We start from the raw sequence: 13,126 nt of genomic DNA, 5'->3' as shown, positions 1-13,126 counted from the left end.
GCGAGTAGCGAATGGCGAGTAGGAAGATGCTGGCTGCAATCTACTCCCAACTATTCGCTATTCGCTACTCACCATTCGCTTGCCTACCATGTGGTCTGGTCTGGGCAGCTACTTCCCCGAAATCATTTCCTCGACTTCGCGAAGTTGTTCCTTGCCGAAGAACATTTCCTTGCCCACGAAGAACGTCGGCGAGCCGAACGCGCCACGGTCGACCGCGTTTTGCGTATTCTCGATCAGCCTGGCCTTTACATCCGCATCTTGCGATCGCGCCAGCAGCTTGGCAGCATCCAGGCCGGACGAGGTCAGCGCCTTGGCTGCGACTTCGGGGTCATCCATCTTCTTTGGCTCGACCCACATGTGGTGGAAGGCAGCATCGACATACTTCTCGAACACGCCCTCGAACTGGGCTGCCACTGCCGCGCGCATCAGGTTCAGCGTGTTGACCGGGAAGTACGGGTTCCAGACATAGGGCTTGACCCCAAAGCGCTTCACGAAGCGTTCGGTTTCCAGCGCGAGGAATTCGCGCTTGTTCTTGATGCCGGCGAGCGTTTCGGCGGGCGACTTGTTGTTGGTGGCCTTGAAGATGCCGCCGAGCAGGATCGGCACATATTCGAACTTTACGCCGGTACGCTTTTCGATCGCCGGAATCGCTTCATGGCTGAGGAAGGCGTTGGGGCTGCCGAAATCGAACAGGAATTGCGGATTTGAACTCACGGCAGTCTCCTTGGACGTTTTGGCGCATTGTGGCGCAAGGCAGCCGGCGCGTCCACAGCACTATGACGATCGTAATATTCTGGAAGGCGTGGCGGGCGAGCGACTTTGGAAATTCGGCTGAAGGGCGATCGCGCCTATGGCTCGGTGCGATCGCTGAAGGCGAGCTTGACGACGTGGTCGCGGATATCGTCGGGCCAGCCGGCGACGAGAGCGACGAAGCGCCGCCGGTCATCGGCGAACAACGCCCGCGAGGCTTCCTCGAAGCCGGCGAGATTGCCGGCCATCACCGACATGAAGCGATAGGCGGCATCCCTTGCCGCGCGGGCGCGATCCGCATCGCCATTGGCGCGGCGCGCCTCGTCGACGAGCTTGCGCAACGCCACCGAGGCTCCGCCGGGCTGCGCCCCGAGCCATTCCCAATGGCGCGGCAACAGCGTCACCTCGCGCGCTACCACGCCGAGCCTGGGCCGCCCCCGTCCGCGCGGCTCAATCGCCGCCGCAGCCTCATCGGCTTCGACTTCCGGAGGCGAGGCCGGTTGCGGCAGGCGGGCAATAACGTCGCCCTCGGCCCCGCGAAGGTCGAGATCGATCGGCTGGCCGGTCGCGTCGTTGAATATGATGATCGGCAGCACGGCAGGCCTGCGGGAAGCCTGCATGACCGCCAGCGCGACCTCGGCGAGCGGGCCGGCCGCCAGGCGTTGCGGGCCGATGAAGGCTGTGAACAGGGGGCGAGACGTGTCGGCCATTGAAGATACTCTGGATTTTCAGTGTGTTATATTTACCCGGATAAATTTTGGATGTCAATATTCCCCGGGTAAAATATGACCTGATTCAAGGTCGTCTCGACTTTCCATCCCCCGGCTGGCACCAACGCCACGCCAACTCCAGGGGGACGCCATGCTGACGGTTCATCATCTCAACAACTCACGCTCCCAGCGTGTGCTCTGGCTTCTCGAAGAGCTTGGCGTCGCTTACGAGATCGTCCGCTATCAGCGCCAGCCGGACATGCGCGCGCCGAAGGAGCTGCGCGCCATTCACCCGCTCGGCAAATCGCCCGTCATCACCGACAACGGCAACACGATCGCCGAGTCCGGCGCGATCTGCGAATACATCGTCGGCACTTATGGCAATGGTCGACTGATCCCGCCGCCGAACACGCCGGAGCGGCTGCGCTACACTTATTGGCTGCACTATGCGGAAGGCTCCGCGATGTCGCCGCTGCTTTTGAAGCTGCTGTTCACGCTGATGCCGAAGCGCGCGCCTGCGCTGCTGCGGCCGCTGGTGCGCAAGGTCTCCAACACGGCGCTGACCACCCTGGTCAATCCGCAGCTCAAGCAGCACATGGATTACTGGGAGAGCGAGCTCGGCAAGAGCGAATGGTTCGCCGGCAATGAATTCACCGCCGCCGATATCCAGATGAGCTTTCCGCTGGAAGCCGCCGCGGCGCGCGGCGGGCTGGAGCAGGGCCATCCCAAGGCGATGGCGTTTCTCGAACGCATCCAGGGTCGGCCGGCCTATGCGCGCGCGCTGGAAAAGGGCGGGCCGTATGTGGTCGGGCGGTGACATCTCCTCGCACTGACGGTCTCTCATGGCTGCACCGCCGCAATCACTTCCCTCACCAGCCGGGGCGATCCACTTTCGCAAGTTCACATGCTCCACGGGCTTCTAGCGCGACGTCTGCGCGGCGCCGACCGAGGGCAGCGCCTGCACGGTGACGCCGGGCGGCGGCACGTCGTCGTCGGGGACGAAGAAATCCGACATCAACGGCACGGACCGATCGACGCGGTAGTGCTCGAAATCCCTGACGCCGGACGCGTACAGCACCTTGTCGTCGATGCAGAACTGTCCGGTGAATTCCCGCGCCGGCCTGGTCAGGATCGCGTGCGCGGCGTCGCCCATGATCTCGGGCGTGCGGCTGGCGCGCATCATCGCCTCGCCGCCGAGCAGGTTGCCGACCGCGGCGGTGGCGATGGTGGTGCGCGGCCATAGCGCGTTGACGGCGACGCCGGCGGATTTCAACTCACCCGACAAGCCCAGCACGCACATGCTCATGCCGAACTTCGCCATCGTGTAGGCGGTGGAATGCTCGAACCATTTCGTCTTCATGTCGAGCGGCGGCGACAGCATCAGTATGTGCGGGTTTTCCGCCTTCTTCAGATGCGGGATGCAGTATTTCGACACCATGAACGTGCCGCGGGTGTTGATGCCCAACATCAGGTCGAACCGCTTCATGTCGGTTGCTTGCGAGTTGGTCAGGCTGATGGCGCTGGCGTTGTTGACGCAGATGTCGATGCCGCCGAATTCGGCGACGGTCTGCTCGATCGCCGCCATCACCTGCGCCTCGTCGCGGATGTCGCACAGCACCGGCAACGCCTTGCCGCCGGCGGCGCGAATTTCTTCCGCCGCGGTGTAGATCGTGCCCTTGAGTTTCGGATGCGGCTCGGCGGTCTTCGCCGCAATCGCGACATTGGCGCCGTCACGCGCGGCGCGAAGCGCAATCGCCAGCCCAATGCCGCGACTGGCGCCGGAGATGAACAACGTCTTGTCTTTGAGTGATGTCATCTGAAAATCTCCTGCGAAAGAAACACACTACGTGAGGGACGCACACTGCCCGGCTCCCTCCCCCCTTGCGGGGGAGGGTTGGGGAGAGGGGTAAGCCCCGGGCTCGGACGGCAGACATAATGCGTCCCTGCATCAACGACCCTCGCGAAGCGATCGGCGAAGCCGAGAGCCTTGTCCGTGCGATGCGTCGAACAGTCGAGCAAGTGGCACCCCTCTCCCTAACCCTCCCCCGCAAGGGGGGAGGGAACCCTTCCACTGGTACGTCCCTCACGAGTGCGCGGCTTCATTTGTCCCACTGGTACGCTCAATGCCCCACCGCCGCCGCGCCTCTCGTTCGCGGATCGGGGGCGCCGAGCAGGCCGCTGGGCGTGACGGCGATCGAATTGGCCGAGGTCTGGCCGAGCGGGTCGATCACCTGATGGCCCTTCGCCCGGAGCTCGTCCAGCGTTTCCTGCGGGAAACCGCGCTCCACGCGCACCACGTCCGGCATCCATTGATGGTGCAGACGGGGTGCGGCCACGGCGGTGGCGACGTCCATCTTGTAATCGAGCACGTTGACCACGACCTGCAGCACGGCTGAAATGATGCGGCTGCCGCCCGGCGAGCCCGTCACCAGCACCGGCTTGCCGTCCTTCAGCACGATGGTGGGCGACATCGACGACAGCGGCCTTTTGCCCGGGCCCGGCAAGTTGGCTTCGAAGCCGACCAGGCCGAACGCGTTCGCCGCGCCGGGTGCTGCGGTGAAGTCGTCGAGCTCGTTGTTGAGCAGCACGCCGGTGCCATCGGCGACGAGGCCGACGCCATAGGAAAAATTCAGCGTATAGGTGTTGCTGACGGCATTACCGGCGGCGTCGACGACGGAATAATGTGTGGTATTGCTGCCCTCGCGCGGCAGGCTCACGGATAATGCGTCGGCGGGCGTAGCGCGCGCAAGGTCGATGCTGGCGCGTTGCTTTGCTGCGTAATCCTTCGCGATCAGGAGATTCGCTGGCGCATCGACGAAGGCGGGATCGCCGAGATAGCGCGCCCGGTCGGCGTAAGCACGCTTCATGGCCTCGATCATGACATGCAATGAGGGCGCCGAGCTCTGCTTCATGTCCGCCATGGGAAACCCTTCGAGAATGTTCAGCGCCTCCAGCAACACCGTGCCCCCGGACGAGGGCAGCGGCATCGACACGATCTCGTAGCCGCGATAACTGCCGCGCACGGGCTTGCGAATCACCGCCTCATAGGATTTGAGATCGTCCGCCGTCATGATGCCGCCGGCATCGCGGACGGCTTTTGCCAGCCGTTCGGCGACCGGCCCCTGGTAAAATCCACGCGGTCCCTGCTCGGCGATCGCCGACAGCGTTGCCGCGAGATCGGCCTGAACCAGACGGTCGCCCTCACGCAGCGCCGTGCCGTCGTCACGGGAGAACGTCTTGGCCGGGTTCGGCCAGCGCGCCATCCGGCGATACAGGTCCGGCAGCGTGTCGGCGGTGTCGTCGGCGATCACGAAACCATCTCGTGCGAGCTCGATGGCGGGCTTGAGGATTTGCGCAAGCGTGAAGCGGCCGGAGCCGTATTTCTCCAGCGCCAGCGCCAATCCGGCCACCGTGCCGGGCACGCCGATACCAAGCGCGGAATTGCGCGACTTGTCGGTATCAGGCTTGCCGTCCGGTCCCAGAAAGATATCGCGCGTGGTGGCGGCCGGTGCGGTCTCGCGATAGTCGATGGCGACGTCTTCATTGCGCTCGGCCGAATGGATCACCATGAAGCCGCCGCCGCCGATGTTCCCGGCGCGTGGATAGGTGACGGCAAGCGCAAAGCCGGTGGCGACCGCGGCATCAACCGCGTTGCCGCCTTGCCGGAGAATGTCGGCGCCGACTTCCGCCGCGATCCTTTCCTGGGCGACCACCATGCCGTATTCGGCTGGAATGGAACGAACGGCGGAGAGGTCCGGCGAATAAAAGCGGCGTTCTTGCGCGAAGGCAGTCGTGCCGCAGGCGAATACCAGCGCGATTGCGGCAATCGCCTTGCGCCGGCTGATTTGAAAGAGTGTCATCGAAAATCCGCCGCAGTTTGAGCCTGTGTGGCGCGTGGGCAACAGCGCCAGCGTTGGTGACGCATGCTATATGGGTTCGGCTTCGGCACGCAAAACGCTTCGCGAGACTTTTGAAGGAAATATCCGGCATGGCGGTGATCGCTTCCGAGGCAGTTGGCGCCGAGATTCCGCAGTCCTATCCGCGCCGCGCCGCCGTCGTGAGTTGGATCTTCTTCGATTGGGCCGCGCAGCCTTATTTCACGCTGATCACCACGTTTGTCTTCGCGCCCTATTTCGCGGGCTTCGTCGCGCCAGATCCGGCGAGGGGACAGGCGCTGTGGGGATTCGCCACTGCTGCCGCCGGTCTGGTGATCGCGCTGCTGTCGCCGGTGCTGGGTGCCATCGCCGACGCCAGCGGGCGCCGCAAGCCGTGGATCGCCGGCTTCGGGTCGCTTTTGGTGATCGGCTCTTGCCTGATGTGGTTCGGAAAGCCGGGCGACCCCAGCGTCATCCCGCCACTGCTGTTGGCCTATGCTATTGCGAGCATCGGTGTCGAATTCGCCACCGTCTTCAACAATGCGATGATGCCGACGCTGGTGCCGCCGAACAGAATCGGGCGGTTGTCCGGCACCGGATGGGCGACCGGCTATATCGGCGGTATCCTCAGCCTCATCCTCGTGCTCGGCTTTCTGGCAGCCAGTCCCGAGACCGGGCGGACATTGTTCGGCCTCGCGCCGTTGTTCGGTCTCGATCCGGTCACGCACCAGGGCGATCGCATCACCGGTCCCTTGACCGGCATCTGGTTCGTCATTTTCGTGACGCCGATGTTCCTGCTCACACCGGATTATCCGGCCAAACGTCCGATCCGCGAGGCGTTGCGCGAAGGATTGAGCGGGCTCAAGCGAACGCTCGGCGAATTGCCGAAGCAGAAATCGATGGCGACGTTCCTGCTCGCCAACATGATCTATACCGACGGACTGGTGTCGCTGTTCGCGTTCGGCGGCATCTACGCCGCCGGCACCTTCGGTTGGCATACGATCCAGATCGGGACGTTCGGAATTCTACTGGCGATTGCGGGTACCTTCGGCGCCTGGCTCGGCGGCAAGCTCGACGACAGGTTCGGACCCAAGCGCGTCATCGCCGGCAGCCTCACGATCCTGCTGCTTGCGCTCGCTGCGATCTTGCTGGTCGACAAGGATTCGATCCTGTTCGTGAAGGTCGCGCCACCAGCTCCGGGCGGCGTGCTGTTCTCCGGCGCCGCCGAGCGCGCTTATCTCGTGCTCGGGTGCCTGATCGGCGCGGCCGGCGGCCCGCTGCAGGCCGCGTCGCGCACGCTGCTGATCCGTCTCGCGCCGAAGGATCGCATCGCGCAATACTTTGGATTGTTCGCGCTGACCGGCAAGGTGACGTCGTTCATCGGTCCGCTCCTGATCGGCGCGATCACGGCCATCACCGCAAGCCAGAAGGCCGGCATGGCGCTGCTGGTGGTGTTCTTCGTCGCGGGCCTGGCGCTGCTGGCGCGCGTGCGGCAGTGAGGGTGGACGACGGTCGCGCATTGCTCTCCACGAAGGCGGGTTTCCGGTTTTGCCGCGGTCCATCCACGTCATTGCGAGCGAAGCGAAGCAATCCATCTATCCCCGCGCTGAGGCGTGGATTGCTTCGCTCGCAATGACGTGGATACAGCTTCACGATCTCGCGGCGCATCGCGCCCGAGGTTTGCATTCTCTTTTGCCCATGCATCAGTGCCTGAAATGCCTGACGCCGGTGAACACCATGGCGATGCCGTGGTCGTCGGCGGCCTTGATGACTTCTTCATCGCGCATCGAACCGCCGGGCTGGATTACCGCCGTTGCGCCGGCTTCGATGCAGGCCAGCATGCCGTCGGCGAAGGGGAAGAACGCATCGGATGCGACCACGGAGCCTTTGGTCAGCGGTTCGGCAAGCTTCATTTCGGCCGCAGCGTCCTGTGCTTTGCGGGCGGCAATACGCGCCGAATCGACCCGGCTCATCTGGCCGGCGCCGATGCCCACAGTGGCGAGATCCTTGGCGTAGATGATGGTGTTCGACTTGACGTGCTTGGCTACGCGGAAGGCGAATTTGAGATCGCGCAGTTCGGCGTCGGTCGGCGCGCGTTTGGTTGCGACCTTGATGTCCATGTCCTCAACCACCGCGTTGTCGCGGCTCTGCAGCAGCAAGCCGCCGGCAACCGTCTTGGCGGTCAGGCCGACCGTGCGCGGGTCGGGCAGGCCGCCCGCGAGCAACAGGCGCAAATTACGCCTGCTGCCGATGATCGAGATCGCCTCTTCAGTGGCGTCGGGGGCGATGATTACTTCGGTGAAAATGCCGATGATGGCGCGCGCGGCCTCCGCGTCCAGCGTGCGGTTGACTGCGATGATGCCGCCGTAGGCCGACGTCGAGTCGCAGGCGAGCGCGCGGCGATAGGCGGTGACGAGATCAGGTCCCTCCGCAACGCCGCACGGGTTTGCATGTTTCACGATAACGCAGGCGGCCGTGCGCTTCGGATCGAATTCACCGACGCATTCGTAAGCTGCATCGGTATCGTTGATGTTGTTGTAGGAAAGTTCCTTGCCCTGCAACTGGCGCGCGGTGGAGACGCCGGGCCGCTTGTCGGGCGTCGCATAAAACGCCGCGGTCTGGTGCGGGTTCTCGCCATAGCGCAAGGACTGGATCAGCCGCCCGCCGAAGGCGCGGAAATCCGGCGCGTTGTCCTTGAGCTGCGTAGCAAACCAGTTCGAGATCGCGGCATCGTAGGCGGCAGTGCGCGCATAGGCCTTTGCGGCGAGGCGGCGGCGCAACGCGAGCGTCGTTGCGCCCTTGTTGGCGGCGAGTTCGTCGAGCACGGCCTGATAGTCCTGCGCCTCGACGACGACGGCGACATCGTCGTGGTTCTTGGCGGCCGCCCGGATCATCGCGGGCCCGCCGATATCGATATTCTCGATGCAGTCTTCGTAAGCAGCACCTTTGTCGACGGTCGCCTCGAACGGGTAGAGGTTGACGACAAGCAGATCGATCGGCGCGATGCCGTGCGCCCTCATGGCGTCGGCGTGCTCCTTGTTGTCGCGGATCGCGAGCAGGCCGCCATGCACCTTCGGATGCAGCGTCTTGACCCGGCCGTCCATCATCTCGGGGAAGCCGGTGAGTTCGGAAACGTCTTTCACCTCCAGGCCCGCCGCCGCAATGGCCTTCGCGGTGCCACCGGTGGAGACGAGCTCGACGCCATGGCCGGCGAGCGCCTTGGCGAATTCGATCAGGCCGGTCTTGTCGGAAACGGACAATAGAGCGCGGGTTACGCGGCGGGTGGCATCAGTCATGGGCAAGGTCCTTTGTTAGGGGATGCTTATGCCCAGGCGCGCGGCGATTACTCTCGCGCTTCCCGATGGTGCTCCATCCAAAGTCGCCAGTCGCGCGAGCGCCGGCTGGTTAGCAGCTTTTGGCAGGGTTCACAATGGGGGCGGATTGCTGTTCCGGCGCTCTCGAAACTGCATGAGGGCGTCTCAAGCCGCCTTTGCCTTGATGGTCGGGATCTGACTGACGTCCTCAGTTCGCTCCGCCTGCCAAGTATCGTAGGCGGCTTGCATTCTGGTCCAAATTCCCGCTCCATCGCCAAAAAGCTTGCCGAGCCGAACTGCCACGGTCGGGGACACCGGCTTTTTCTCCTGCAGGATGTCGTAAAGATGCTGCCGCGAAATCCCGAGCAGCCCCGCGATTTCCGACTTGGTCCGGCCGGTGGCCGGAATAATCTCATCACGAAGCAACGCGCCGGGATGAGTGGGGCAGCGGCTTTTGCCGCGCTTGGCCGCATACGCCATGTTTTGCTCCTCTAATGGTACTGTTCGAAATCGACACGACACGCTTCACCATCTTCGAACTCGAAGGTAATGCACCAAGGTCCGTTGACGTGGACGGAATATCGCCTCGGATTGAATCCATGCAAGGAATGAAAGTCAAAACCCGGCACGTTCATTTCCTCCGGCCGGACCGCGACGTCGAGACGATCGAGCCTCGCGAAAATGTGCTTGTGCATTTTTGCGTCTATTTTCGAACTCCTGCCCTTCGCCCACAGCTCGGAGAGGGCCTTGCTCTTGAAGGACCGGATCACACGAGCAATGTAAGCAAATAGCTTACGTTGGTCAAGCCGATCGTTCGCGGACGTTCTGCGCGGTGCCTCAGAGCGGCAATTCCGGCTCGCGCCGCGCATTGCGCCGGGTGTTGGCGGCGCCCGCCGACGTGCTCGAGCGGACAAAGCTCCAGCGGATCGAGGAGGCGTGGCGGGAATCCTGGCGGATCACGATCTGGGCGGTGCGGCGCGGGCCGTCATTGCCGGCCAGAAACACGCTGTCCTCGAGATCGACCTTGTCGTCGAGCGCCTCGAAGGTCCAGACTTCGCGGTTGGGCAATACCAGCATGACGCCGCGCGCATCGCTGAGGCGGCTGGCCTTCACCGCGGGATGAAGATGAAACCGCAGCGCATAATCGGTCTCGGCGCCCTTGATGCGCGTCCCCGGCGCCGGCGACACGGTGTCCTCGCCGTCGAGCCTTGCGCCGTCATGGGAGATCATCAGCACCCGGCGATGCACGACGCCGAAGCGTGCGAGATAGCCGTCATGCGAGGTGGTCAGGAGATCGCCGTCGGCCACCGCCTCGCGGTAGCTTTCCACGTTGGCCGGCCCGCTGACGACCGGCGCGCCCTGCAAGAGGCGCTTCATCGCCGACAATTCGACGAACTGGCACGAGGACGCCTCGTGATAGGTCAGGGTCGAATGCGCCGCGGTGCTGCGGGCAAAGGTGCGCCAATTATCCCGGCCGGTCGAGGGCATCCCGCAATTGACCACGATCCGGCTCGGCCCCGAAGACAGTTCGAACGAGAGACATCCGGCGTGCGCTTCCTGGCTGACATTCGGCGGCGGCGGCGGGCCGCTATCGATGATGACGGTCGTCGTGCCGGCGTCGAGCCGCTGGAAGCCGGTATGCGGCATGTTCGCCATCGGCACGCCGTGCGTGTCGTCATAGGCGAGCAGCGTCGCCACCAGGTCCGAGGGCGCGTTGCTCATGCCGTTGAACAGCGCAAAGCTGCCGTCGCCATGACGGAAGAAGCGCAGCATCGGCATCATGCGGTCGATCGCATTCAACAGCGCGGGCGGCGGCGCGATGTTGCGAGCCGCAAAGGTCTGACGCAGGGGCAGGAGGTCGCTGAGCAGTTCGACCAGCGCGCCGGGGTTGCGCGAAATATGCCCGCCGTCGGGTTGGATCTGGCGCTGCAATTCGTCAGAAAGCCGTCGCGTGGCGGAGCGGATGTGCCGCGCCTGATTGGCCAGGCACAGCGAGGCGTAGCACAGCGCGATCAGGACCTGCAGCCGCGGCACGCCGTCGGCGATGTCGAGCATCGTGTAGCGAAGATATCGAATTTCGCGGGTCAGCCCGCGCAGATATTTGCGATAGAATTTTCCGTCGGTGTCGCCGAGCACCAGCGGCGCCTGCGACAACAGCGAGATCACGCGGCGCGCCAGCACGTCGGGGCGGCGTTCGAGCGGCCGCCTGCGCGCCGGGTTCGATATCCAGTCGTCGACCAGCGAGCGGGCATTGGCGCGGGTCAGCGCGGTGTCGGCAGCGCGCAGGTGCCGCAGCCAGCCGAAGCCGAGCAGCGCGACTTCCCAATCTTCCGACGGCGGCTCCAGATCGAAGATCGAGCGGCCATGGCAGGTGACGATTTTGCCGGCGAACACGAAGCGGCCGGCATAGATTTCCGCGGCGCGGGTGGCGTCGGCGGTGCGCAGATCGTGCGGGGCGATGATCAGCCGGTCGGCGCGCCCCGGCCACAGCCGCGATACCGCCACGGTGGCGCCGGTCGCGCGCGCGATCACGGTCCGCGCCGAGCGGCTCATGATAAGCGTCGAGATGCGTCTGCGTTGAGCGACCGACACGCCGTGCCTTGGCTTAAGGAGAGGGAGGGGTATTCTGGCGAATCCTTTTAATCCGGAAACGCCGGTAAGACACCATCTTGAAAATCGACGAATCACCCGAAGGCAGGGTGATTCCGGTCTAAAATCAGGTTTTAACCAGCCGCGCTGCGTAAAATCCATCCAGCCCGCCGAGCCGGGGGTCGTCATGGGGCAAATGGCAGGGAAGGGTGCGTAAATCACCGCTTGCGGTCACGATCTCGCTGAGGCCTGCGACCTCGTCCGCCTCGACCGGGACACGGCGCATGCCCGGTTCGGTAGCGAGCAGGGACGCGACCGCCTGTTCGCCTTCCTCGGTCTCCAGCGAACAGGTACAATAGACCAGCGTTCCGCCCGGCTTGAGCAGGGCGACCGCCTTTTGCAGCAACCGTTTCTGTAGCGCGGACAGCGCCGCAATGTCGGCTTCCTGACGCAGCCAGGCGACATCGGGGTGTCGGCGGATGGTGCCGGTGGAGGTGCAGGGCGCATCCACCAGCACGCCGTCGTAACCGCCATTGCCGCTGCCTTGCCATTCGGCCGCATCGGTCACCACGTCATCGGCCTGCAGCGAAAGCCGGGCCAGATTGTCGCGCAGCCGTGCCATGCGCGCCGGCGAGCGATCGACCGCGGTGACGCGCGCGCCGGCGTACGCGAGCTGCGCGGTCTTGCCGCCGGGCGCGGCGCAGAGATCGACGATGCTCTTGCCGGCGACATCGCCGAACAGCCGCGCCGGCAGTGCGGCGGCGGCGTCCTGCACCCACCACTGTCCCTCGGAGAAACCGGGCAGCATGGTCACCGAACCCTGCAGCAGCGTGCGCACGGTTCCGGTCGGCAAGGCTTCGCCATGCAGGCGGCTCGCCCATTGCGCGGCGTCCGTCTTCACGGTGATGTCGAGGGACGGCTCGTGGCCGATGGCGCGCGCCATCTCGCGCGCGGTGGTCTCGCCATAGGCGCCGATCCAGCGCGTCAACAGCCACGGCGGAACATCAAGCGTCTGCGACTTGACTTCTTCGATCAGCGGCTGTCCCTCGCGGGCGCAGCGGCGCAGCACGGCGTTGACGAGGCCGGCATACTTTGCGGCGCGGCGGTCCGATTGCACCAGCCGCACCGAAAGATCGACGGCGGCGTGATCCGGCACGTCCATCCAGAGAATCTGCGCCGCGCCGATCAGAAGCGCGCTCTGTGCCCGCGGCGCATCCGTTGGAATGCCGCGATCGAGCAGGCGCGACAGCAAATGGCCGAGCGTGCCGAGCCGCCGCAGGATCGTCGCCACCAGCCGCCGCATCAACGCGCGGTCGCGATCGGCGAGCGCCTTCAGTCCGGGATGGGCGCCCGCGCCGTCGAGCTGGTCGTCGAGGGTGCGATGCTTGTGCAGCACGCCGTCGAGAATATCAGCCGCGATCCGCCGCGCCGCGAGGCCGGGCACTTCTGAAGGTACTGCGAATCTTGAAGGGGGCATGAAGCAGGAATGTCTCGGAAGGCGGAAAGGTTTCGGCTCATGCCAATGAAATGAAACGCTCATTTGGCATGCGAATATGCCAAATGTAAGAATCGCCACAGACAATTTCTCGATTGTGATGTCATCTGTGCGCTCATCCCGTGCTATGGGAGAGTTGCGATGGCCGACAATTATTCATCCCCCGCGCCGGTTGCGGAACGAAAGAAGCTGACGCCCGCAGCCGAGCGCGCGCTCGCCGAGGCCGAAGCGCGCCGCAAGGCCACTGACGCCAGCGCCATGCCGCTGCAGAAGGAATTCCAGGGTCCGAAGGGCCTGGAACCGACCCGCTACGGCGATTGGGAGCGCAAAGGGATAGCTTCGGATTTTTGACGGCACCGGCTCTTGCCGAACGGCCCGACTCAGCCCTTAGTC

Annotated in this window: 12 protein-coding genes and 1 riboswitch; of the genes, 3 read left to right on the top strand and 9 right to left on the bottom strand. The window is 64.4% G+C overall.

Going from position 1 to position 13,126, the window contains the following annotated elements; all coding sequences use genetic code 11:
• Positions 1–108: 108 nt before the first annotated feature.
• Positions 109–714, bottom strand: a complete 606-nt coding sequence (locus V1273_RS00465; protein WP_334408372.1) for a 2-hydroxychromene-2-carboxylate isomerase — start codon at positions 712–714, stop codon at positions 109–111.
• Positions 715–848: 134 nt separating this feature from the next.
• Positions 849–1,460, bottom strand: coding sequence for a DUF2239 family protein (locus V1273_RS00460; RefSeq protein WP_334408371.1), 612 nt, complete (start codon positions 1,458–1,460; stop codon positions 849–851).
• Positions 1,461–1,611: 151 nt separating this feature from the next.
• Between V1273_RS00460 and V1273_RS00455 the strand changes: the two genes are divergently transcribed.
• On the top strand, positions 1,612–2,277 hold the full coding sequence (locus V1273_RS00455) for a glutathione S-transferase family protein (protein WP_334379713.1): 666 nt from the start codon (positions 1,612–1,614) through the stop codon (positions 2,275–2,277).
• 102 nt (positions 2,278–2,379) lie between these two features.
• Here V1273_RS00455 and V1273_RS00450 read toward each other — a convergent pair whose 3' ends face one another.
• Positions 2,380–3,276 (bottom strand): SDR family oxidoreductase, encoded by an 897-nt coding sequence (locus V1273_RS00450; RefSeq protein WP_334408370.1) that lies wholly within the window; start codon positions 3,274–3,276, stop codon positions 2,380–2,382.
• A 304-nt stretch (positions 3,277–3,580) separates the two neighbouring features.
• Positions 3,581–5,320: a gamma-glutamyltransferase gene (gene ggt / locus V1273_RS00445; RefSeq protein ID WP_334408369.1), complete on the bottom strand. Its 1,740-nt coding sequence runs from the start codon at positions 5,318–5,320 to the stop codon at positions 3,581–3,583.
• Positions 5,321–5,448: 128 nt separating this feature from the next.
• On the opposite strand from ggt, the gene V1273_RS00440 reads away from it, so the two are divergent.
• Positions 5,449–6,834, top strand: coding sequence for an MFS transporter (locus V1273_RS00440; protein WP_334408368.1), 1,386 nt, complete (start codon positions 5,449–5,451; stop codon positions 6,832–6,834).
• 204 nt (positions 6,835–7,038) lie between these two features.
• On the opposite strand, the gene purH is transcribed toward V1273_RS00440, so the two are convergent.
• The 5 genes from purH to V1273_RS00415 all read right to left on the bottom strand — a co-directional run bounded on the left by purH (position 7,039) and on the right by V1273_RS00415 (position 12,715).
• Positions 7,039–8,631 (bottom strand): bifunctional phosphoribosylaminoimidazolecarboxamide formyltransferase/IMP cyclohydrolase, encoded by a 1,593-nt coding sequence (gene purH / locus V1273_RS00435; protein WP_334408367.1) that lies wholly within the window; start codon positions 8,629–8,631, stop codon positions 7,039–7,041.
• A 23-nt stretch (positions 8,632–8,654) separates the two neighbouring features.
• Positions 8,655–8,735: riboswitch (ZMP/ZTP riboswitch) on the bottom strand.
• 79 nt (positions 8,736–8,814) lie between these two features.
• Positions 8,815–9,129, bottom strand: a complete 315-nt coding sequence (locus V1273_RS00430; RefSeq protein ID WP_334365715.1) for a HigA family addiction module antitoxin — start codon at positions 9,127–9,129, stop codon at positions 8,815–8,817.
• 11 nt (positions 9,130–9,140) lie between these two features.
• Positions 9,141–9,419 (bottom strand): type II toxin-antitoxin system RelE/ParE family toxin, encoded by a 279-nt coding sequence (locus V1273_RS00425; protein WP_334412143.1) that lies wholly within the window; start codon positions 9,417–9,419, stop codon positions 9,141–9,143.
• Between the two features lie 67 nt (positions 9,420–9,486).
• Positions 9,487–11,202 carry a heparinase II/III family protein gene (locus V1273_RS00420; protein ID WP_334365714.1) on the bottom strand — a complete coding sequence of 572 codons (1,716 nt, stop codon included), beginning with the start codon at positions 11,200–11,202 and terminating at the stop codon, positions 9,487–9,489.
• Between the two features lie 163 nt (positions 11,203–11,365).
• A complete protein-coding gene (locus V1273_RS00415; protein ID WP_334408366.1) occupies positions 11,366–12,715 on the bottom strand; it encodes an RsmB/NOP family class I SAM-dependent RNA methyltransferase in 1,350 nt (449 codons plus the stop codon).
• Between the two features lie 159 nt (positions 12,716–12,874).
• Between V1273_RS00415 and V1273_RS00410 the strand changes: the two genes are divergently transcribed.
• A complete protein-coding gene (locus V1273_RS00410) occupies positions 12,875–13,084 on the top strand; it encodes a DUF1674 domain-containing protein (RefSeq protein ID WP_334365712.1) in 210 nt (69 codons plus the stop codon).
• Positions 13,085–13,126 lie beyond the last annotated feature (42 nt).

The organism is Bradyrhizobium sp. AZCC 1721, assembly GCF_036924715.1.
Classification (GTDB): Bacteria; Pseudomonadota; Alphaproteobacteria; order Rhizobiales; family Xanthobacteraceae; genus Bradyrhizobium.
This window is presented reverse-complemented; position numbering and strand designations above follow the sequence as displayed.